A 22,688-nucleotide genomic window follows, 5' to 3' on the forward strand; every position below is an offset into this window, starting at 1 on the left:
AATTAGATACAATATAATCCATAGAAAATTGGATGAAATGGATAAGGAATAGGTAATGTGATCTCTCTTTTTTGAAAGAAAGTTTACTGTCTGCCTTATTTTTAATATGAGTTGGTTAAATTTAAAACGGCCTCGGCTAATTCCCGAGGCCGTTTTTCGTCGAGTGATAAAAAATCATATAGAGAATCAGCGAACTGTATATATTGCGTGTGATTTTTTGGTGTGGGGAGTATGAGATGATTTCGGTACGATTGCCTGATGGTTCAGAGCGCCAGTTCGAAGCACCCTTAACGGTGGCGCAAGTTGCTACATCGATTGGCAGGAGTTTAGCTAATGCTGCTTTGGCTGGAAAGGTCGATGGTAAATTGGTTGACACCTCTTATTTGATTGATCGTGATATCAATCTTGTGATCGTGACGGATCGTGATTTGGATGGTCTCGATGTTATTCGTCACTCAACGGCTCACTTGCTCGCATATGCTGTCAAAATGCTATTTCCTGAGGCACAAGTAACTATTGGTCCCGTGATTGAAAACGGTTTTTACTACGACTTTTCGTTCCATCGTCCATTTACACTGGAAGATCTTGAAGCTATTGAAAAAAAAATGGAGGAACTTGTTAAGAAGGACGAGCCAGTTATTCGTGAAGTTATGAATCGTGGTGATGCTATCAGGCTTTTTCTATCGATGGGAGAAAAATATAAGGCTGAGATTATTGAATCGATTCCTTCCGATCAAGAGATTGGTTTATATCGCGAAGGGAGTTTCATTGATTTATGTCGTGGTCCTCATGTGCCATCGACGGGAAAACTCAAGGTCTTCAAATTGATGAAAGTCGCAGGCGCTTATTGGCGTGGTGACTCAAATAACGAGCAACTCCAACGCATTTATGGTACGGCTTGGGCTAAAAAAGAAGACCAAGACTCTTATTTACATAGGCAGGTGGAGGCTGAAAAGCGTGATCATCGTAAGATCGGTCGCATGCTTGATTTGTTTCACATGCAAGAGGAAGCTCCAGGCATGGTATTTTGGCACCCAAAAGGGTGGGTGCTGTGGCAGCAGATTGAACACTATATGCGACGCATCTATTCCGAAAATGGATACCAGGAGGTGAAAGGCCCACAAATTCTTGATCGTACACTATGGGAAAAGTCAGGTCATTGGGAAAATTATAAAGAAAGCATGTTTACGACGGAGTCGGAGAAGCGCCATTTTGCAATAAAACCAATGAACTGTCCTGGACACGTACAGATTTTTAATTCATCTCTGCATAGCTATCGTGATTTACCACTGCGTTTCGGTGAGTTTGGTCAATGTCATCGAAATGAGCCATCAGGAGCATTGCATGGACTCATGCGTGTCCGTGGTTTTACACAAGATGATGGCCATATTTTCTGTATGGAAGATCAAATTCTAGATGAGTGTGTCAATTACACGGCACTTTTGCAAGCGGTTTATCGGACTTTTGGTTTTTTCGAGATTATTTATAGAGTTGCTACACGTCCGATGAAACGCGTCGGATCTGATGATGTTTGGGATAAAGCTGAGTTTGCCCTGATGGAATCATTGCGCCGGTCCGGATGCGATTTTTTGATTGCCGAGGAGGAGGGTGCGTTTTATGGGCCAAAGATTGAATATACGCTTAAGGATGCGTTGGGGCGAGAGTGGCAATGCGGAACGATGCAGGTTGATTTTTCTATGCCGGAGCGGTTGGGTGCGGAGTATGTGGCTGAGGATAACAGCCGAAAACGACCTGTGATGTTGCATAGGGCTATCTTGGGATCTCTTGAGCGTTTTATTGCTATTTTGATCGAGCACTATGCTGGGGCATTTCCTTTATGGCTTGCACCGGAACAAGTGCTTGTGCTTAATATTGCTGAAGGTCAGGCAGATTATGCGCTTGCTATTGCTCAAAGATTAAAAAAAGAAGGATTTAGGGCACGGGCAGATTTGCGCAACGAGAAAATTAGCTATAAAATAAGGGAGCATACTCTCCAAAAAATACCCTACATGTTAATTGTGGGGGATCAGGAACGTGATGCAAATATGGTGGCCGTGCGTGCCCGTGGTGGTGTGGATTTGGGTATTATGTCCCTTGATGCATTATGCGCGGAACTTACGAAGGAGTGCTCTTTCAGTATCCATGTTCAGTGAGCACGGCTTAATTTTTTATTTTTTGAGGATGAGAAACATCGCTACCGAGAAGTCGCATCGCATCAATGGCGAAATTAATGTGTCGGAGGTGCGTCTAGTTGGAGTTGACGGTGAGCCGATCGGCATTGTGAAATTGTCTGAGGCTTTATTGATGTCAGAGGAAGCTGACGTCGATTTGGTCGAAATTGCTCCTCATGGACAGCCGCCAGTCTGTCGACTGATGGATTACGGTAAGTTCAAATACCAGGAGCAGAAAAAGGCACACGCTGCCAAGCTTAAGCAGAAGGTTGTGCTTATCAAGGAAGTTAAATTTCGGCCAGGCACTGACGATGGAGATTACAATGTTAAGTTACGGAGTCTGAAACGTTTTTTGGTGGATGACGGTGACAAAACGAAAATTACATTGCGTTTCCGTGGACGGGAGATGGCACACCAAGAGATTGGTATGCGCGTCATCGAGCGCTTGAAGGCTGATTTGGAGGAAATTGCTCAGATTGAGCAGATGCCGAAAATGGAAGGCCGTCACATGGTTATGGTGCTCGCCCCAAAGAAAAGTAAGCAGTAGTTCTTTGGTGGTCCTTGGTGTACTTATTATTTTGCTAGGGACCACTTTGCATTGGCAAGACCTCGTCCGTAGAAAATATCAGAAATGAATCTTCATCTTGGATAGGTTCTGATACCAAGTGAACACAGGTTTTGGAAGGTACATAAATTTTGTGTAACACCTGTTTGTTCATATATAAGAATGGAGTTTTTTGTGCCAAAGATGAAAACCAAGAGCAGTGCAAAGAAGCGGTTTCGCATGCGTCCTGGTGGTACCATTAAGCGTGCTCAGGCCTTCAAACGTCATATTTTGACCAAGAAGACTACTAAGAATAAGCGTCACTTGCGTGGTTCTGTAGGTGTCCATGATTCGGATTTGAATGCTGTTCGGGCAATGTTGCCCTTTGCTTAAACCCCGACTTTTAGGAGAAAAATATGTCTCGAGTCAAACGTGGGGTCACTGCGAGGGCCCGTCATAAGAAAGTTATTGATGCTGCGAAGGGTTTTCGCGGTCGTCGGAATAATGTCTTTCGTATTGCTAAGCAGGCAGTTATGCGCGCTGGGCAATATGCCTATCGCGATCGTCGTAATAAGAAGCGTGTGTTTCGTGCTTTGTGGATTGCCCGTATTAATGCGGGTGTGCGTCAGCACGATATGACCTACAGTGTATTTATTTCTGGGCTGAAGAAAGCTTCGATTGAGTTGGACCGCAAGGTGTTGTCAGATATGGCTATCAACGACAAGCCGGCGTTTGCCGAGATTGTTGCTCAGGCGAAAGCAGCCGTTGCCGTATAAGATTACACTTTAACGTCGTGAGCGACAATCGTTAGCAAGGGGGCTCTTATTGAGCTCCCTTTTGTTTTTTAGCTTGTTTTTGTGGTGTTTTATCTGAAAAATTTGAACCAGTAGCTTATGGATCTGGAACTTATTGTCTGCGAAGCAAAGCATGCATTTTCTGCTGCTTCTGACATTGCTGCCCTGGAAAATGAAAAGGCACGTTTTCTTGGAAAGACAGGAAAACTGACTAAATTTCTTAAAGGAATTGGCCAGTTGGATCCTGACATGCGTAAGAAGGAAGGCGCTGCAATTAACGTTGCTAAACATCAGATTGATATGGCTCTTCAGGAGCGTCGTCAGGTATTGAGTGATGCTCTTTTGGATGCCCGGCTTGCTACTGAAATTATTGATGTCACGTTACCTGGCCGTGGCATGGGAAATGGTACTTTGCATCCTGTTCTTAAAACCTGGGAGCGTGTGGAATACATTTTCCGCTCGATTGGTTTTGATGTTGCTGATGGTCCCGAGATTGAATCTGAATGGTTTAATTTTACCGCTTTGAATAGTCCAGAGAATCACCCAGCGCGATCGATGCAAGATACTTTTTATATTGAAGGAAATGACGATACTGGCAAGCCATTGTTGCTTCGTACGCATACGAGCCCGATGCAAGTTCGATATGCATATATGAAAAAACCACCGATAAAATTGATTGCTCCGGGTCGTACATATCGTGTTGACTTCGATGCTACACATTCACCAATGTTTCATCAGATAGAAGGTTTGTGGATTGCGGATGATGTTAGTTTTTCTGATCTCAAAGGTATTTACACCGATTTTTTGAGGAAGTTTTTTGAGAACGATGATATTCAGGTGCGATTTCGTCCTTCGTACTTCCCATTTACAGAACCTTCGGCCGAAATTGATATGTATTTTCAAACAGGCAAGAATGCGGGTAAGTGGCTAGAGATTTCTGGTGCAGGCCAAGTGCATCCAACCGTTTTACGGAATATGGGGCTTGATCCGGAGTGTCATGTCGGTTTTGCGTTTGGTTCTGGTCTTGAACGATTAACGATGTTGCGTTATGGGGTTGAAGATCTTCGTCTATTTTATGAGAACGATCTACGCTTCTTGCGCCAATTTATGTAGTCTATTTTGCGAATTTGGTATTTTTTTGGACCATGCCATGGTCCAAAACTAGTGCTGAACTTTTTATTTTGAGCGACTTGATCAATGCAATTTCCTGAATCGTGGCTGCGTACCCTGGTTGATCCAGATATTACAACAGACGGGTTGGCACAGGCCTTAACAATGTCTGGTCTCGAAGTAGAGGAAACGTTTCCGGTTGCGCCCCTCTTTTCCGGCGTTGTGGTGGCGAAACTACTCGAGGTTGCGAAGCATCCAAATTCAGATCATTTAAATGTTTGCCAGGTTGATGTTGGTATTGGTGTACCGTTGACGATTATTTGTGGCGCGACAAATGTTGCTGTTGGTATCAAGGTGCCAGCTGCCATGGTTGGTGCAAAATTGCCACCGTCCCAAATAGGAGGAACTCCTTTTTTTATTAAACTTCGTAAGTTGCGTGGCGTTGAAAGTAGAGGAATGCTTTGCTCTGCAGGTGAGCTCAATCTATCTAGTGATCGAGATGGCTTAATGATTCTCGCAGAAGACGCACCCATTGGGGTTGATATTCGAGAATATCTCAATCTTGATGATACTTGTTTTAGGATTAAACTAACGCCTAATAAGGCGGATTGTCTATCGTTACTCGGACTTGCTCGTGAAGTTGCAGCAATTACAGGGACAACTTTGCATGATTTACCTTGGGGAGATGCGCAACCGACGGTTATTACTGATATCTTGCCTGTACGTATCAGTGCCATAGAAGGGTGTGGTCGTTTTGGCGGACGTATTATCCGTGATATAAATGTCTCTGTGCCTACACCGCGTTGGATGATTGAGCGACTTGAACGTGCAGGTCAGCGCAGCATTTCAGTACTCGTCGATATCACTAATTATGTGATGCTTGAATTGGGACAGCCCTTGCATGTCTATGATTTGGACTTATTACAAGGAGATATTGATGTTCGTTTTGGGCGAAAAGGTGAAATGCTGAAACTGCTTAACGAACAGATCGTCATGCTTGATTCATCTGTATTAGTTGTAGCTGATGCAAGTGGTCCGATTAGCCTCGCAGGTATTATGGGAGGCGAATCTACGAGCGTGAGTTTGGAAACCCAGCATATCTTTTTAGAGGGCGCATTCTTCTATCGTGAAGCGATCCAAGGTCGTTCCCGAAAATTTAATTTCACGAGTGAGGCCTCACATCGTTTTGAACGTGGTGTTGACTTCGAAATGAATGTTCGTGCACTTGAACGTGCTACTCAGCTCATTATTGAAATTTGCGGAGGACAGTCTGGACCCCTCGTAGATCAGATTGTAAAATTACCGCAACGTCGTGCTGTTAAAATGCGTGTTGCTCGTGCTATCAAAATTCTTGGTATGCATGTGAGCGAAACTGAAATAGCATCAATCTTTTCGCGTCTTGGGCTGCTATTTGTAGTGCAGGATGGTGTTTTCGAAGTTACGCCTCCATCACATCGTTTTGACATCGAAATTGAAGAAGATCTGATTGAGGAAGTCGCGCGTATTTACGGATTTGATCGAATTCCTGCAAATTTGCCGATGGCTTCTGGCGAGATGCGCTCGATTCAAGAAGGACAACGTTCGATGCATATACTTCGTCATGCAGTGGCAGCGCGTGATTATCAGGAGACTTTGAATTTCAGTTTTGTCGATGCTGAATTGGAAGCTCATCTGGCTGGAAATGTAAATCCGATTCGTTTGCAGAATCCGATTGCTAGTCATCTTGCTGTAATGCGATCAACATTGATTGGAAGCTTGTTGAATGTGGTACGTTATAATTTGAATCGTAAGGCTTCTCGAGTGCGTCTTTTCGAAATCGCTCGTACGTACCATCAGCATGATGCGGCAATTCCAGGCGAGTTAGCCCTCGATCGGTATCATCAACCGTTGACGTTGGCAGCGTTGGCATATGGTCCAGTGTTAGAAGAGCAGTGGGGTATTTCGACACGCCAAGTTGATTTCTTCGATGTTAAGGGTGATCTGGAAGCGTTGCTTTGCCCGCGTGTGGCGCGTTTTGTTAGCGAGACGCATATTGCATTCCATCCCGGACGTAGTGCCGCCATTGAAATTGACGGCCGTCGTGTTGGTTGGATCGGCGAGTTGCATCCGCGTTGGCAGCAGAAGTATGATTTTCCACATGCTCCGGTGCTATTTGAAATTGTGGCTGATGCTTTGTTTGTGCGTGATGTGCCAAGTTATCATGATATATCGAAGTTTCCACCGGTTACCCGTGACATTGCGCTTGTAGTGCCACAGGAACAGGCGGTGCAACCAATCATCGATACCATGTTGGATGCGCAGATAAGCAATCCTGATTGTCGTTTTGTAGAGACGGTTGTGTTGTTCGATGAGTTCCGTCCAAAGGGTGATAGTATGTTGCGTGCTGCCGTGGGGTTAAATGCACAAGATAAAAGTCTCGGATTTCGTATTACTTTGCAAGACTCACAAGGAACCTTGAAGGATGAGACTATTGAGCGGGCTATTGCCGGGTTACTACGGCCAGTTTTTAAAGTTTTCCGAGCACAACTGCGTAGTAAGTAAATTGTGTTGTTGAGAGGGAACTCTATTTTGCGAAGTGGGGTAATCCTCATAATCGTGTACTGATTGTCATAAAATTTGAAATCTGGCGTGAACCTTAAATTCAGAAGGTAATTTCTAATTATGAGTCTAACAATAGATATTATTTCGTTAGGCTTGGGTTGTATGGGTGGTTTTTTTAAGTGTCGCTTTGATTTTAATATATAGAACGTGGCACACTTAGATCAATCTATATTGATAGATTGTTTTGTAGCTTTCTGTCCGTCGAGCTCATTTCAAAAATGAATCAATTCCGAATATTTTCCTGTCGGAAACGAAATTCCCGTAAAAATCATTGCGACAAGTTTTTAATAATCCTTTTATTTAGGCTTTCCTATCAGATATAATCCGGCGTTGATTATACTGGGCATAATTTCACGAATTTTATGGAATCTGAACGACTAAATCTGATTGAATCCTCGCTAGTTGATCTACTTACGCGAGAAGAACAGCTACGGGGGTATCTTTGACTTTGCTTTTAAGAAATCACGTCTGGAAGCTGTCAATAAAGAACTTGAAGATTCAAGTATATGGAGAGATGCTAAGCGTGCTCAGGAATTTGGTAAAGAAAAGAAACAGCTTGTGTGTGTAGTTTCATCACTGGTCGCACTACGTAAAGATTTGAAAGATACACAAGATCTTTTTGATCTCGCTCGTGAAGAAAATGATGAAGAAACCCTGTTGACTCTCGAAGGAGACACAAAGGCTTTAGGTAAGCGTGTTGCTGATATGGAATTCTGTCGGATGTTCAATAATTTGGCTGATCCGAATAATTGTTTTATCGATATTCAAGCTGGGGCTGGCGGCACAGAGGCCTGTGATTGGGCATCGATGTTACTTCGCCAGTATCTGCGCTACTGTGAACGAAAAGGATTTAAAACAGAAGTACTTGAATATTCTGACGGCGATGTTGCAGGTATTAAGAGTGCTACAATTAAGATTTCGGGTGATTACGCTTATGGCTATTTGCGTACGGAGACTGGTGTGCATCGTCTCGTACGTAAGTCGCCGTTTGATTCATCTGGTGGGCGTCATACTTCTTTCTCCAGCGTATTTGTATACCCGGAAATAGACGATTCGATAGAAATCGACGTTAATCCATCGGATGTTCGAACTGATACATATCGTGCATCTGGTGCAGGTGGTCAGCACATCAATAAGACTGATTCGGCTGTACGTTTGACACACATCCCGTCAGGCATCGTTGTGCAGTGCCAGAATGATCGATCACAACACCGTAATCGTGCTGAGGCATGGACGATATTGCGCGCACGTCTATATGAATTTGAAATGCGTATGCGCAAAGCTGAACAAGAAAAGATTGAATCGAGCAAAACCGATGTAGGTTGGGGGCACCAGATTAGATCTTACGTTTTAGATCAGTCACGTATTAAGGATTTACGCACTAATATCGAAATAAACAACACGCGTGCAGTGCTTGATGGTGATCTGGACCAGTTCATTTCTGCTAGCTTGAAACAGGGTGTGTGAGTATGAAGTTGCTTCCGAAGCTGCTCGCATGATTGGCTTTGATAGCACAGCGGTTACCTTTATTTATCTCAGGTTTACCTAGGTTGCATGGAGAATTGAGATAAAGCCACAGCCATGTAAATTTTTAATCATGAAGATTTGGTTGTTTTTATAGAACCGTAAGTTGACTGATAACTAAATGATTAGCTGAGAGATTGTATTATATTTTGTCACTAATTTGGGATTGGAATCGATTATGGACTATTTGTAGGAGGTCCTAGTTGGGTGACAATATCTTATCTGACTCTACCTGATCTCGTGGAGTTCTCTCTGGCTTGGGATTCCTCACACACTGAGCTGAAAAAACATTCCTGCCTATCTTGCGCTTTACCTAAAGAACTTTCTCTCTTACCATGACTGATGAAAATATTCAGGCCACTTCGGCTATTTCAATGACTTCAAAAAAAGAGAACTTATCGCCAGATGAAAATCAAATTATCACGGAGAGACGCGCGAAGTTACAAAGTTTACGTTCAGCGGGGATTGCATATCCAAATGATTTCCGTCCTGTAAACAGGGCAGCTGAGTTACAAGATAGTTTTAAAGACGTAGAAAATGAATCCCTTGAAGCAACACCTATCTCAGTATCAATTGCTGGCAGGATGATGCTTAAGCGCATCATGGGTAAAGCTGCTTTTGCAAGCGTGCAAGATAGCAGTGGGAAAATTCAGTTTTTCATCAGTTTAAAAGATGTTGGGATTGAGACTTTTACGGCTTTTAAGCAGTGGGATATTGGGGACATCATTGCTGCGATTGGTATTTTATTCCGTACACGTACCGGCGAATTGTCGATCAAGGTTAAAACGTTACGTCTTTTGTCTAAAGCAATACGTCCACTGCCAGAAAAATTTCATGGACTGACTGATCAAGAAACGAAGTATCGGCAGAGGTATGTTGATTTGATCACCTCGCCAGAAACACGTGATACCTTCCGTACTCGCTCCAAAGCTATTGCGTCTATTAGGAAATTTATGATAGACGAGGATTTCATGGAGGTCGAGACACCGATGTTACATCCTATTCCCGGGGGTGCTGCTGCGAAGCCATTTATCTCATATCACAATGCACTTGATATGCAGGTATTTCTTCGAATCGCGCCAGAATTGTATCTCAAGCGTTTAATTGTAGGTGGTTTTGAGCGAGTTTTTGAAATTAATCGTAATTTTCGTAACGAAGGTGTTTCGCCACGTCATAATCCAGAATTCACGATGATGGAATTCTATGCGGCGTATACCGATTATCGGTGGTTGATGAATTTTACTGAGAATGCGATTCGTCAGGCAGTGATCCATGCCAGTGGTACCGCCATCATTAGGTATCAAGGTCGTGAACTAGATTTTGAAAAACCTTTTCATCGCTTAACTATCGTTGAAGCTATTAAAAAATATGTACCGAAATTCAGCGAATCACAGCTAGTAGATCCAGATTTCTTGCGTGAGACCCTAAACACATTTGGCATCAAGACAGATGCACCTAAGTTTCTCAATGCTGGCTTAGGTGCACTCCAGCTCGCTTTTTTTGAAGCAACGACAGAATGGCAACTTTGGGAACCTACATTCATCATTGACTACCCAATCGAAGTATCACCATTGGCGCGGGCTTCCGATAATATGCCAGAGATGACAGAGCGTTTTGAGTTATTCATCACGGGTCGTGAAATTGCTAACGGTTTCTCGGAGCTTAATGATCCAGAAGATCAATCTAAGCGGTTCCGTGCGCAAGTCGAACAGAAGGCAGCAGGGGACGAAGAAGCAATGTATTACGATGCTGATTATATTTGTGCGCTAGAATACGGGATGCCTCCTACGGGAGGTTGCGGTCTTGGTATCGATCGTTTGATCATGTTGCTCACCGATAAGACGAATATCCGAGACGTGCTGTTGTTCCCAAGCCTACGTCGCGAAGATTAAGCACTAGTCTTGGCGATGAGCAGTGATGCGGTTTTATTTATGTTCATAGATGGTTAAAAATAGATATGAACGTCTGGCATAGTATTTTTTTGTGTATATGGAAGATGATTTTTTAATCAGATTGATGATGTGTGAAGGCTAACTGCTATAAATTGTTTCATTGGGTCTTTGATAAGACCAGTAGCCAAAAATGCTGTAGCAACTTTACTCATGATGATGTCTTAGATAGGAACCTTCGAGATATCTTGAAAATTTCCATTTGAGTGTATTTTTCATTGCTTAGAAGTTTATATTATGCATTTAACATACTATGGGGTTTATCTCTCGAGTAATTATCGTTACTGCGTATGCAATGTACTCTGTCGCCTTTGTGTGGAAAGCATTGTTAGAATGGGGAAGGAATATTTTTTCGTATGATAAGACACTTTCCCGTGTGAGATATACAAAATAAAAGGACGTGATCGATTGATTTTCTTTGTGTAGCCACGATAATGACATCCCAATTTTCCAAGAAAAATGAAGCTTGGTCGGCTCGTTTCTCCGAACCTGTTTCTGAGCTCGTTAAACGTTACACTGCCTCTGTTTTTTTTGACAAACGTCTTGCTCTGTTCGATATTGAAGCTTCGCTCGCTCATGCTGATATGCTATGCATACAGGGTATTATTTGTGAACAGGATTTCAATGACATTCAGCGTGGTATGGCACAGATACGTCGTGAAATCGAGTGTGGCAAATTCGAATGGCAACTAGATTTGGAAGACGTTCACTTGAATATCGAAGCTCGTCTGACTTTATTGATTGGTAATGCCGGGAAACGTTTGCATACGGGTCGTTCGCGCAACGATCAAGTTGCCACTGATATTCGTTTATGGTTGCGTAGTGAAATTGATCACATTGGCATATTGCTTAATAACTTACAATTGGCACTGCTTGATCTTGCTACACAGCATAGTTCGACTGTTTTACCAGGATTCACACACTTACAAGTAGCACAACCGGTGACCTTCGGTCATCACTTGCTCGCTTATGTTGAAATGTTTTCCCGTGATGCAGAGCGCATGATTGATATACGTCGCCGAGTGAATAGGTTACCGCTTGGTGCTGCGGCTTTAGCAGGTACAAGCTATCCCATTGATCGCGAACGTGTTGCTAGGACACTGGGATTTGATGAAGTATGTAGTAACTCGCTCGATGCTGTTTCAGACCGAGATTTTGCCATTGAGTTTTGTGCTGCTGCTGCGATTGTTATGACTCACATCTCACGTTTTTCAGAGGAGCTTGTGCTATGGATGAGTCCATGCATCGGTTTTATTGATCTTGCTGATCGTTTTTGTACAGGAAGTTCAATTATGCCTCAGAAGAAAAATCCGGATGTCCCAGAGATAGCCCGTGGAAAAACTGGTCGAGTAAATGGTCATTTGATTGCACTGCTGACCTTGATGAAAAGCCAGCCACTCGCATATAACAAAGACAATCAGGAAGATAAGGAACCGCTCTTTGATACCGTTGATACGGTTGTTGATACGCTGCGTATCTTTGCTGATATGGTGTCCGGTATCTCGGTTCATGTAGAAGCAATGCGTAATGCTGCATTACAGGGTTTCTCGACAGCTACAGATCTGGCCGACTATCTTGTCAAGAAAGGCATGCCGTTTCGCGACGCTCACGAGATCGTGGCATACTCCGTACGCATCTGTTCCGAACGTGGTATTGATATCGCTGACCTTTCTTTAGAGGAATTACAAGCTTTCTCTCCTCTCATTGGGAATGATATATTTAGCTTACTCACACTCGAAGGAATAATTGAGAGCCGAAAACATATCGGAGGAACTGCTCCCACACAAGTGAAATATGCTATTGCCACTGCTCGTGAAAAGCTCTCGAAAAAACCACCCTATTAGGGAAAGAGGAAGTATATGTCAAAGTTCAATGGTTTTTATGATTATTCCCGATGGGCTATCGTAATTTTTTAGTTAAAAAATAATCAAAATGAAAGAAAGATGTTATGTCTCTATAAGAAAAATCGCTTATTGAATGGATGTGACGAAGGCATATCTGTCGATTTGGAATCGAAACTTATGGCTGATTGTCTTTCAAGAAATTTCGCATCTGGTCCTGACATTTAAATTATCTCAGTGTTTTTTGCTTCGATTCATGTACTAGTTTTACGTAAAGAGTGTAACGTTTCAGTTGGATACGTTCTTCTACCAAAGCTTGAAGAATGGCACAACCGGGCTCTTTCAGGTGGTAACAATTATAAAATCGGCAGCAATTCAATAGTCCTCGAAATTCTGGAAATCCTTGTTCTAACTGATTTTTATTCAGATGATACAAACCAAATTCTTGAAATCCTGGAGAATCTATCAGTGTACCCCCTCCAGATAGATGAAACATTTGAGTAAACGTGGTTGTGTGTTTGCCTGAGTTAATAACTGTTGAGATTTCACGTGTAGCTACGTTAGCATTAGGCACGAGAAGATTGATAAGCGTAGATTTTCCCACACCAGACTGTCCAAGCAATAGCGTGGATTGTCCATTGAGATATGGCAACAATTGTGCTCGAGCATCGGCTGGATTATCTCGTATGGATATGTCAAGCACTTTATAACCCAGGGTACAATAGAGGGCAAGCCTATCACGTGCAACAGATAGGTGCTTGGTAATATCAATCTTGTTCAGGATGACGATCGGTTTGAGATCATTTACTTCGGCAGCTACTAACGCCCTTCCAAGAAAATCTTCGCTGAAGTATGGCTCTGTCGCGACGCTGATCAATAGTTGATCGATGTTTGCTGCGAACAACTTGCTCTTGAATTGATCCGAGCGGTGTAGTAATTTTCGTCGAGGTAAAATGTCTTCGATTACGCCTTGATTAATACTCACTCGTGCCCAGGTGACTTGATCACCTACGGTAATTTTACTGTGTTTGCCGCGCGGGAAACAGAGGATATTTTCAGCGCCGAATTTGACCACATAATGTCGTCCATGCGCAGCGACGACACACCCTTGCAATAAAGGGATATTCGGTGTGATTTCTTGGCTGGATATGTTGTTTTTCTGATCCTTATTAACTCGCTTCATGCATGTCCTCTAACAATCGGTTAATGCGCTGCGAGGCAGGTGGGTGGGAATAGTAGAAGGAGGCATAAATGGAGTCAGATGTTAGGATTGATCCATTTTCTTTATAAAGTTTCACGAGTGCATCGACTAAATTAGATGTCTTTGTTTGCTTTGCAGCGAAGGCATCTGCTTCAAATTCTTGTTTTTGTGAAGTTAATCTGCTGATGGGGGCAGCGAAGAATCCAAAAACCGGAAAAATTAGGAAAAATAAGATGAGTTTGAGTGCATTATTGGTGTCAGGTCGTATTGATGGTTGTATACCGAGATTTGTATAGAACCAAGTCTGATATGCTAGCAAGTCAAGCAGAAAAAGGAATGCGAGGCTGAGCATAAATATGGCAATGAGACGTTTTGTGACGTGTTGTTGTTTAAAATGTCCAAGTTCGTGAGCTAGTATAGATTCGATTTCGGCGTGGGATAGGCGTTCAATCAATGTGTCGAAGAAAACGATTCGCTTCGAGGGACCAAACCCTGTGCAATATGCATTGCCATGTGTGGAACGTCGACTACTATCAATCGAGAATAGACCATTTCTAGAAAAGCCACAGCGTTTCATCAGACCCTCAATACGCTTGGTCAATAAGGGATCTCTCAAAGGTTCGAATTTATTGAATATCGGAGCGACAACTGTTGGATAGAGGAGTATCAAAAAAAAGTTAAAGCTGACCCATACGAGCCACGTGTACAACCACCACACTGACCCTGTTTCCTGCATCACCCACAAAATGAAGAATAATATCGGTAAACCAAGGATCAGGACAAGCACTGAGCCTTTGAGCATATCAGTAACGAATAGAGCGAATGACATTCGGTTAAAACCGAAGCGCTGCTCAATTATGAATTGGCGAATGTAGCTAAAAGGTAAATCTGCGAGTCTAAAAATCAGAAGTACCATGCTAATTAAGGTAATTTGTCCGATGTAACCATCTCCAAGCCATTTACTGACAGTGAGATGTAGGATTTGCAGTCCTCCCATCAGCGTCAGTGCAATAAGTAGGACAGATTGTGCCAAGGTTTCTATGATGCTGAGTTTGGTACGGGCTAAGGCGTAATCAGTAGCACGTTGATGATCTTTTAAGGTAATGCTTTCAGAAAAATATTTCGGTATCAAACTGCGATTTGCGGTGACGTGGCGAATTTGGCGTGAGGCAAGCCACAGCTTGGTGATGACCATGGCTAAGAGCAAAGATATAAAAAGATAATTCAGCATACGTTTGAGAGTAATTCAAAGTGTGTGAAAATTGCAAATTCTTTCTTATTTCTTAATCTTATTCATCTTATGCCCGATACTCCTAGCACTTTCGATTCACTTGCAGCTGAACAGATAATCCTCGGGTGGCACGAGTCCAACTTGATTTGGTTAGACATGGAAATGACTGGTTTAAGACCAGATGTCGATCGTATAATTGAAATAGCAGTGGTTGTGACAGATTCTACGTTGACCAAGCGTGTTGAAGGGCCGGTATTTGCGATTAATCAACCTGATCTTGTGCTTGATGGCATGGATGATTGGAATAAACTGACGCATAGCCGCTCCGGTTTAATCAAGCGAGTTAAGTCTTCAATATTTAATGAAGAGACTGTTCAGGAGAAATTAATAGAATGGTTGTCTGAGTATGTGCCCTCGAATAAATCGCCGATGTGTGGCAATTCGATCTGTCAGGACCGTCGCTTCATGGCGCGTTACATGCCGAAGTTTGAATCATTTTTTCATTATCGAAATCTCGATATTAGCACCCTGAAGGAACTTTGTCGTCGCTGGGAGCCTGGTGTGTACAGGGGTTTTAAGAAGCGTAGTGCACATACAGCCTTGGCTGACATCCATGAATCAATTGATGAGCTCATATATTACCGTGCTAATTTTTTAAACACTACTGTGAAACATTCATGAGCAGATTGAAATCTGACATTGAATATTGCACACATAGATGTATTTTTCTTATCTGACAGTATGAGGATCGCTTATTAGTTAGATCAATAAAATTAGCTATTTATGGTCGGTAGAAGTTGCTTGGACGAGATAGTGTTTTTGAGTGTTTCCTTAATTGATTGTTTTTCGACATGGACCACGAATGCTTAAGGTCGCATGAACGAAGTCACGGATGGCTGGAACTTTGTGTAATCAAATGATATTTGGTATGAATGCGTAAATGGATTTTACGGTCATAAAGGTAGGGATTGTTTTTTTATCAGCTGAACATTCTTTTCTAGTGACGTCGGCTCAGCGAAATCTTTGCCTCTCCTCTATTTGAAGGCGGTTTGGAGAAGCTGTATGAGTTTCATGTTTCAGACTGATTTCTTCATAAGGTCATGTGAATCATCGGAAATCTAGGTTTTTCTTCCGCTACTTATTAATGTCGAGTCTCATAGACTATTACTATTTTAGTAATGTGGATTTAAAGTGCATGGATACTTTTTTTATAACTACGTTAGTTTTATTTGCGGTAAATTGATATAAAGTCAAGACAAATATTATTTTAATATTGATTGGAAATATTATGTATCCCCTTGCTTTGAAAACGTATGGCGTGATGGTACATACTTTTCTTTGGATCTAGATTTTTTTGGAATCCATAGATGTGTTGTCTGGGTAGAGTAAAGTTTTCAATACTTGAAATAATTCACGAAATGCTTTGGATGGTTTACTTTGCATTTTTTCTCGCCGAGCATTGCGAATTAATGTATGTAACTGCTGAGCAGCTGCATCTGGATACTGTGCTAATAACCTTGTAAGTGCTTCGTTTTCAGTTAGTAGATGTTCTCGCCAACGGTTGAGGCAGCGCAGTTTAGCTGTTTCAGGATTAGAAATTCCTTTAATGGTATCCAGTGCTGTACGGATTCTATTAACTTCAGTTTTATCTAGTGTGCGCATGATTTTCCCGACTAATTGCATCTGACGACGACGAGCTTCATGTGCTGTAATGCGTTGACAATCTTTGACGGCATCGGCAATTTTTTCGGGTAGTGTCATATGCTTGAGACTTTCTTTTGAAAGTCCAATGAGAGATTCTCCTAGCTTTTGCAAAGCAAGCATCTCCCGTTTGCGTTGAGATTTGCTCGGTGCTTCTTTTATATTAATACTTTCTTGAAAAGTGTGAGGATGAAAATGGTCTAATGTCATATGCGATATTGTACTGCTAGTGTTTGACTGTTAGGGGTATTCGTGTTTATGTATTGGTCAATAAGGACTGAAATAGTTTGTCTAAAGATCCACCAGAGGTAATCGAGACGCGATAAGATAACGTTCTCTTAATTCTTTTTGAATGGTGTCGATGTCTTCTGTGAATTCGAATTTCATGCATACTCAAGATCAACTCAAGGAAATCGTCAGTGATGTGTTGCAATACACGCGGTTGATAGGCGCTACCGACGCTGCTGTAGAAATCTGTGAAGGGGATGGTTTATCCGTGTCTGTCCGCTGCGGTAAGATCGAAACAATAGAGCGGAAACATGATAAATCAGTTGGTATAACAGTTTTTATCGGTCAGCGTAGCGGTAACGCGAGTACATCTGATTTTTCCAAAAAAGCACTATATGACACAGTGAGTGCCGCGTATGACATTGCTGGTTTTACTGCGGAAGATGACTGTGCGGGCTTGGCAGAGGGGAGATTATTAGAGAAACATCCGCAGGATTTATCTCTTTTTCATCCATGGGAAATTACGCCTGATAAGGCAGTTGAGTTGGCGCATCGATGTGAACAAGCGGCATTTGGTACGAGTTCTCTGATCCATAATTCGGAAGGAGCCAGTGTATCAGCACAGCATTCCCAATTCTTTTTTGGAACCACAAAGGGATTCTTAGAGGGATATCCGTACTCTCACCATCACCTTTCAGTCTCCCCGATTGCGGGTTCGGGAGATGGTATGCAACGTGATAGTTGGTATTCTTCTAAACGATTGGCCGATGATCTGGCTAACCCAGAAGCAATTGGTCGATATGCGGCTGAGCGGGCGCTTGCACGCCTGTATTCTCGTAAGCTATCTACGCGAAAGTGTCCTGTTTTGTTTGAAGCTCCGCTTGCGGCAGGTCTAATTGGTGCCTTTGTGCAAGCTGTCTCCGGAGGTGCGCTGTATCGAAAAGCGACATTTCTCATTGATAGCCTTGGGAAAAGGATTTTTGCGTCGCATATTGGTATTGAGGAAGACCCACATATTCTGCGGGCGATGGGTAGCGCACCATATGATGATGAAGGCGTTCGTACGCATCGGCGCGATGTTGTTAAACATGGAGTTGTCGAAGGATATTTTTTGTCAACATACTCTGCGCGTAAGTTGGGTATGGAGACGACTGGTAATGCTGGTGGATCGCATAATTTAAGACTTTATAGCACGGAAACACAACCGACCGATGATTTTTGCACAATGCTTAAAAAACTTGGCACAGGTTTACTAGTGACAGAGTTGATGGGACAAGGTGTGAATTATGTGACCGGGGACTATTCGCGTGGTGCGGCTGGATTCTGGGTCGAGGGTGGTGAAATTCAATATCCGGTAGAAGAAATTACACTGGCAGGAAATCTGAACCATATGTTCCAGAAGATTGTCGCTGTAGGTGCTGATACATTGGTTCGTGGCACAAAGGAAGTTGGATCGATCCTAATCGAGGAAATGATCATTGCTGGGCATTGATACTACAAAAACTTAAAAACATTAGAACTTACTTGATATATTGATCTAGAAATTTCCTCATTCTTAAAGTTGCCTATAGAACTTTCTCTAAATTCACCTTAAGCTATCATGGCCATATTAGAGCACGTTGCAGTTTTATTCTTTTTTTAATCGTGGAAGAATCTGAGATTCTAAAAGGTGACTAGATTTTTTCGACTTCCTCTGATATGCAGGGGGAAGTTGTAACTTTATTGTAGCTTGATATGCCTATTGTGGGAGATATGCAGTGTGGCATAGTCAAGTTACATAGACATATCGTTTTTATGCGTAAGTAAGTGTTTTTCTTAACTCTTATCTTTTTTTGATTTAGTAGACCAACTGTCTTTCAATGACACAATACGGTTGAATACTGGCTTATCAGGTTGCGAATCGTAGCGATCCACGACGAAGTATCCATGACGCTCGAACTGGAAACGATCCTCTTTACCAACATGTGTGAGACCCGGTTCGACGAAGGCTTGCAGCACATGTTTAGCATTTGCATTGATGGCTTCCAGAAAATTTTTTTCGTCGACCTCGGGATTCGGGTGTGTGAAGAGTCGATCGTAAACTCGTACTTCTGCATGAACTGCATGTGCCGTGCTGATCCAATGAATATTTCCCTTTACCTTGAAATTGTCAGCACCCGGTGTTCCTGATTTACTGTTTGGAAAATATTGGCAGTGTACAGCTGTGATCTTCCCATCAATATCTGTGTCGAAGGAAGTGCATTCAATCACGTAAGCATAGCGTAAACGCACTTTATTTCCAGGGAACAAACGAAAGAAGTTCTTGACTGGATTAACTTGGAAGTCTTCACGCTCGATCCACAATTCACGTGATAGTGGGAAAGTGCGTATCCCTCGTTCAGGATGTTGTGGATGCACTGGTGCTTCGCAATCTTCTTGTGAATTCTGGGCATAGTTATCAATGATTAATTTAATGGGATCAAGTACAGCAAATGAACGTGGTACTTTGGGATCGAGATCATCACGTAATGCTTTCTCCAAAATATTTATATCGATCCATGAATCTGCCTTCGAGACTCCAATTCGATCGCAGAAAAGTCTTATGCTCTCAGGCGTGAAGCCACGGCGACGTAGACCAGCCAGTGTTGGCATGCGCGGATCGTTCCAGCCGTCCACGTATCCTTCATCTACCAACTGCCGAAGATGACGTTTGCTGGTGATGGAATAAGCCAGCTTTAGCCGTGCAAACTCGATTTGCTGTGGCATCGGACGTAAAAATACTTCTGCTTCTGTGAGTCGTTCGAGCACCCAATCATAGAATGGCCGCTGATCTGAAAATTCGAGTGTACAAAGGCTATGTGTGATGTTTTCGATAGCATCTTCGAGGGGATGAGCATATGCGTACATTGGATAGATGCACCATGAATTCCCAGTGCGATGATGATATGCATGACGAATTCGATAGATTACTGGATCGCGCATATTGATATTCGGAGACGCCATATCGATTTTTGCGCGCAGCACATGTTGGCCATTGGGAAATTCACCGGCGCGCATCCGTCGAAACAGATGTAGATTTTCTTCAAAGGTACGCGATCGGAAAGGTGAATCAATGCCTCGCTCGGTTAAAGAACCACGGTTTGCGCGAATTTGATCGGCTTTTTGGCTATCAACGTAAGCATGCCCGCGTTGAATTAAAATCTCAGCACATTGATATAGTTTCTCGAAATAATCGCTGGCAAAGTGCAAATGCTCTTGATCACCTTGTTGATAGGAGAAACCGAGCCATTTAACCGTTTCAATGATGGCATCGACATATTTTTTTTCTTCTTTTTCTGGATTTGTATCATCGAAGCGAAGATGACAGATACCACCGTAGTCGCGTGCTATGCCAAAATTCACGCAAATGCTTTTCGCGTGCCCGATATGAAGATGGCCATTTGGCTCTGGAGGAAAACGTGTTTCTACGCGTTGTCCCCATTTTTGATTCCGATTATCTTCGTCGATAATGTTACGGATGAAATTAGATCCTGAAATTAGCTCGTTGCTCATGCTAGCCCATAAGGTAAATTTTTAAAGCATTTTACCGTACCTTAACCAATAAGAGGCATTAAGCGATGGTCTATGTCACGTGCAATGGCTTATCCCTATTTTCAATCTACATTATTTTTGAATGATTGTAATTTCTGCGATGGATCTATCTAATATTCAAAAATTGGTAGTGTTGCGATTGGCGCTTCTGGAAACGCGTTGAGGCGATGTAGCCACCGGGGGTGGTGAATCCTTATCAAGGCAGTACAATGGCATTCTTCGTCGTTTATTATTTTCTCCACAAATGTCTCTGTATTCTATTACCGGTGCAAAACTCGCGTTTGGTCACGTCGCCTTGCTTGATAGTGCTGATTTTTCACTGGAAGAGGGTGAACGAGTCGGATTGATCGGTCGAAATGGCGCAGGCAAATCCTCGTTGCTTAAGGTTGCGGCTGATTTGATTGAGCTGGATGAAGGTCTTGTTGCTCGTCAAAGTTCGCTTAACACGGTCTATGTACCTCAGGAATTTACCTTCGATCCACATCTGAGTGTCTTCGATGCGGTGGAGCTTGGGTTGGGATCCCTGCAGGCTATGATGTCAGAATACAATTCTATTCTAAGATTATTAAAAGAGGTTGACGATGAAGTTCAGCATGATGCGTTACTTTTACGCTTGCATGCTTTGCAAACTTCTTTGGATGCAACGGATTCATGGCATCTTAAGACACGGGTAGAAACGACGATCGATCAGCTTGGTCTCGATGCGAATGCACTAGTCAGCACATTGTCTGGTGGGATGCAGAAACGTGTTTCATTGGGACAAGCTTTGGTTGCGCAGCCAGATATTTTGCTACTTGACGAACCGACTAATCACCTTGATTTCCAGACAATTCGTTGGCTTGAAGATCTTTTGATAGGGTTTCGTGGAACTATCTTGTTTGTCACACACGATCGAAGTTTTCTTAATCATGTTGCGACGCGAATTGTTGAACTTGATCGAGGACGTTTGCTCACGTACTCTGGCAATTTTACACAGTATCAGGTTCGTAAGGCTCAACAATTGGAAGTTGAGCGAATTGAAAACGAGAAGTTTGATAAGTTTCTTGCAAAAGAAGAAATATGGATTCGCAAGGGTGTGGAAGCGCGTCGCACGCGTAGTATTGCTCGTTCTGAGCGCTTGGAAGACATGCGTTTATGTCGATCGGACCGACGTGAAATAGAGGGAAATGTACGAATGGATGTTTCTCAGGCCGAGAAGTCTGGAAAGCTTGTGGCAGAGTTGAAGAACATCACTAAAACATTTGGAACTCGTACTGTAGTGAACGATGTAACTTTGACAGTGATGCGTGGCAAAAAAATTGGATTGATCGGACCGAATGGCGCTGGAAAAACAACTTTGCTCAAATTGATACTTGGCGAATTGAGCCCTGATCATGGGCAGATTCGTATTGGCACACACTTACAGGTCGCGTATTTTGATCAATCACGCATACAGCTCGATCCAGAAAAATCCCTAATTGACACGATCAGTCCAGGAAGTGATTGGATTGAGATCAACGGCGAAAAGAAGCATGTCATAAGTTATCTTGGACATTTTCTGTTTTCTGTGGAGCGAGCACGTTCACCAGTGCGTTCTCTATCGGGAGGGGAGCGTAATCGGTTGTTACTCGCTCGATTATTCTCGCGGCCGACTAACGTATTGGTGCTTGATGAGCCAACCAATGACCTGGATATCCCAACACTTGAATTACTTGAAGAGTTACTGCAGGAGTATGGCGGTACGGTATTTCTAGTGAGCCACGATCGAACTTTTCTCGACAACGTTGTTACCTCAGTGGTTGTAGCGGAGGATGACGGACAATGGAAAGAATATATAGGTGGTTTTAGCGACTGGCAGGTACAGATGGAGCGTGGGCAGATGCTCTCTGCTTCCAAACGTATTTCATCATCGAAAGAATCTCTAGAGAAGAAGATTACAACGACCGAGGGTCGTATGAAGAATCGTCCTGTTAAACTTAGTTATAAGGAACAGCGGGAGCTTGATGCTTTGCCTCAAATGATTACATCGCTCGAAACCGAACAAACCCTTATCTACCGGAAATTAGAAGATGGGATTCTCTATGCAAAGGATCCTCATTATGCTGTTACTCTCTCAGAACGTTTTGAAGTTATTGAGCAGGAATTACTTGAAGCGCTTGAACGTTGGGAAATGTTAGAAAAAAAACAGCGTACCGAATTGTACTGATTTATTAAATTTTACGGCTTCAATAGCTTTCAGGCTTC

16 protein-coding genes are annotated in these 22,688 nt (G+C 42.8%); 12 read left to right on the top strand and 4 right to left on the bottom strand.

Annotated elements, in window-relative coordinates; all coding sequences use genetic code 11:
- Nucleotides 1–236: 236 nt before the first annotated feature.
- The 9 genes from thrS to argH all read left to right on the top strand — a co-directional run bounded on the left by thrS (nt 237) and on the right by argH (nt 12,537).
- Nucleotides 237–2,153, top strand: coding sequence for a threonine--tRNA ligase (gene thrS, locus BZL35_RS00900; RefSeq protein WP_106181956.1), 1,917 nt, complete (start codon nt 237–239; stop codon nt 2,151–2,153).
- 28 nt (nt 2,154–2,181) lie between these two features.
- The gene (gene infC / locus BZL35_RS00905; protein ID WP_106182818.1) at nt 2,182–2,718 is read left to right on the top strand and encodes a translation initiation factor IF-3; all 537 of its coding nucleotides are present in this window, start codon (nt 2,182–2,184) and stop codon (nt 2,716–2,718) included.
- Nucleotides 2,719–2,910: 192 nt separating this feature from the next.
- On the top strand, nt 2,911–3,108 hold the full coding sequence (rpmI, locus tag BZL35_RS00910) for a 50S ribosomal protein L35 (protein WP_106181959.1): 198 nt from the start codon (nt 2,911–2,913) through the stop codon (nt 3,106–3,108).
- A gap of 23 nt (nt 3,109–3,131) precedes the next feature.
- Nucleotides 3,132–3,491, top strand: a complete 360-nt coding sequence (gene rplT / locus BZL35_RS00915; protein ID WP_106181961.1) for a 50S ribosomal protein L20 — start codon at nt 3,132–3,134, stop codon at nt 3,489–3,491.
- A gap of 117 nt (nt 3,492–3,608) precedes the next feature.
- Nucleotides 3,609–4,622 carry a phenylalanine--tRNA ligase subunit alpha gene (pheS, locus tag BZL35_RS00920; protein ID WP_106181964.1) on the top strand — a complete coding sequence of 338 codons (1,014 nt, stop codon included), beginning with the start codon at nt 3,609–3,611 and terminating at the stop codon, nt 4,620–4,622.
- Nucleotides 4,623–4,706: 84 nt separating this feature from the next.
- Nucleotides 4,707–7,160, top strand: coding sequence for a phenylalanine--tRNA ligase subunit beta (gene pheT, locus BZL35_RS00925; RefSeq protein ID WP_106181966.1), 2,454 nt, complete (start codon nt 4,707–4,709; stop codon nt 7,158–7,160).
- Nucleotides 7,161–7,582: 422 nt separating this feature from the next.
- A protein-coding gene (gene prfB, locus BZL35_RS00930) for a peptide chain release factor 2 (RefSeq protein ID WP_106181969.1) occupies nt 7,583–8,687 on the top strand; the annotation gives its coding sequence in 2 pieces (ribosomal slippage) (nt 7,583–7,663 and nt 7,665–8,687; 1,104 coding nt in all).
- 431 nt (nt 8,688–9,118) lie between these two features.
- On the top strand, nt 9,119–10,636 hold the full coding sequence (lysS, locus tag BZL35_RS00935; protein WP_245916331.1) for a lysine--tRNA ligase: 1,518 nt from the start codon (nt 9,119–9,121) through the stop codon (nt 10,634–10,636).
- Between the two features lie 491 nt (nt 10,637–11,127).
- The gene (gene argH / locus BZL35_RS00940) at nt 11,128–12,537 is read left to right on the top strand and encodes an argininosuccinate lyase (protein WP_106181974.1); all 1,410 of its coding nucleotides are present in this window, start codon (nt 11,128–11,130) and stop codon (nt 12,535–12,537) included.
- 226 nt (nt 12,538–12,763) lie between these two features.
- Here the strand turns inward: argH and rsgA are convergent, their stop codons facing one another.
- On the bottom strand, nt 12,764–13,717 hold the full coding sequence (gene rsgA, locus BZL35_RS00945; protein ID WP_106181977.1) for a ribosome small subunit-dependent GTPase A: 954 nt from the start codon (nt 13,715–13,717) through the stop codon (nt 12,764–12,766).
- Entirely contained in the window at nt 13,704–14,966 is a 1,263-nt protein-coding gene (locus tag BZL35_RS00950; RefSeq protein ID WP_106181980.1) for a M48 family metallopeptidase, read from the bottom strand. Before BZL35_RS00950 ends, rsgA begins: the two co-directional genes overlap by 14 nt.
- Before the next feature lie 69 nt (nt 14,967–15,035).
- On the opposite strand from BZL35_RS00950, the gene orn reads away from it, so the two are divergent.
- Nucleotides 15,036–15,647: an oligoribonuclease gene (orn, locus tag BZL35_RS00955; protein ID WP_106182819.1), complete on the top strand. Its 612-nt coding sequence runs from the start codon at nt 15,036–15,038 to the stop codon at nt 15,645–15,647.
- Between the two features lie 663 nt (nt 15,648–16,310).
- Here orn and yjgA read toward each other — a convergent pair.
- The gene (gene yjgA, locus BZL35_RS00960; RefSeq protein WP_106181982.1) at nt 16,311–16,877 is read right to left on the bottom strand and encodes a ribosome biogenesis factor YjgA; all 567 of its coding nucleotides are present in this window, start codon (nt 16,875–16,877) and stop codon (nt 16,311–16,313) included.
- A 151-nt stretch (nt 16,878–17,028) separates the two neighbouring features.
- Here yjgA and pmbA point away from each other — a divergent pair, with 151 nt between their 5' ends.
- Nucleotides 17,029–18,387 (top strand): metalloprotease PmbA, encoded by a 1,359-nt coding sequence (pmbA, locus tag BZL35_RS00965; RefSeq protein ID WP_245916311.1) that lies wholly within the window; start codon nt 17,029–17,031, stop codon nt 18,385–18,387.
- A 323-nt stretch (nt 18,388–18,710) separates the two neighbouring features.
- Here the strand turns inward: pmbA and BZL35_RS00970 are convergent, their stop codons facing one another.
- The gene (locus tag BZL35_RS00970) at nt 18,711–20,426 is read right to left on the bottom strand and encodes a glutamine--tRNA ligase/YqeY domain fusion protein (protein WP_106181987.1); all 1,716 of its coding nucleotides are present in this window, start codon (nt 20,424–20,426) and stop codon (nt 18,711–18,713) included.
- Nucleotides 20,427–20,709: 283 nt separating this feature from the next.
- On the opposite strand from BZL35_RS00970, the gene BZL35_RS00975 reads away from it, so the two are divergent.
- Entirely contained in the window at nt 20,710–22,650 is a 1,941-nt protein-coding gene (locus BZL35_RS00975; protein ID WP_106181989.1) for an ATP-binding cassette domain-containing protein, read from the top strand.
- Nucleotides 22,651–22,688 lie beyond the last annotated feature (38 nt).

The sequence above is a fragment of the Candidatus Pandoraea novymonadis genome (assembly GCF_003004665.1).
GTDB classification, from domain to species: domain Bacteria; phylum Pseudomonadota; class Gammaproteobacteria; order Burkholderiales; family Burkholderiaceae; genus Pandoraea; species Pandoraea novymonadis.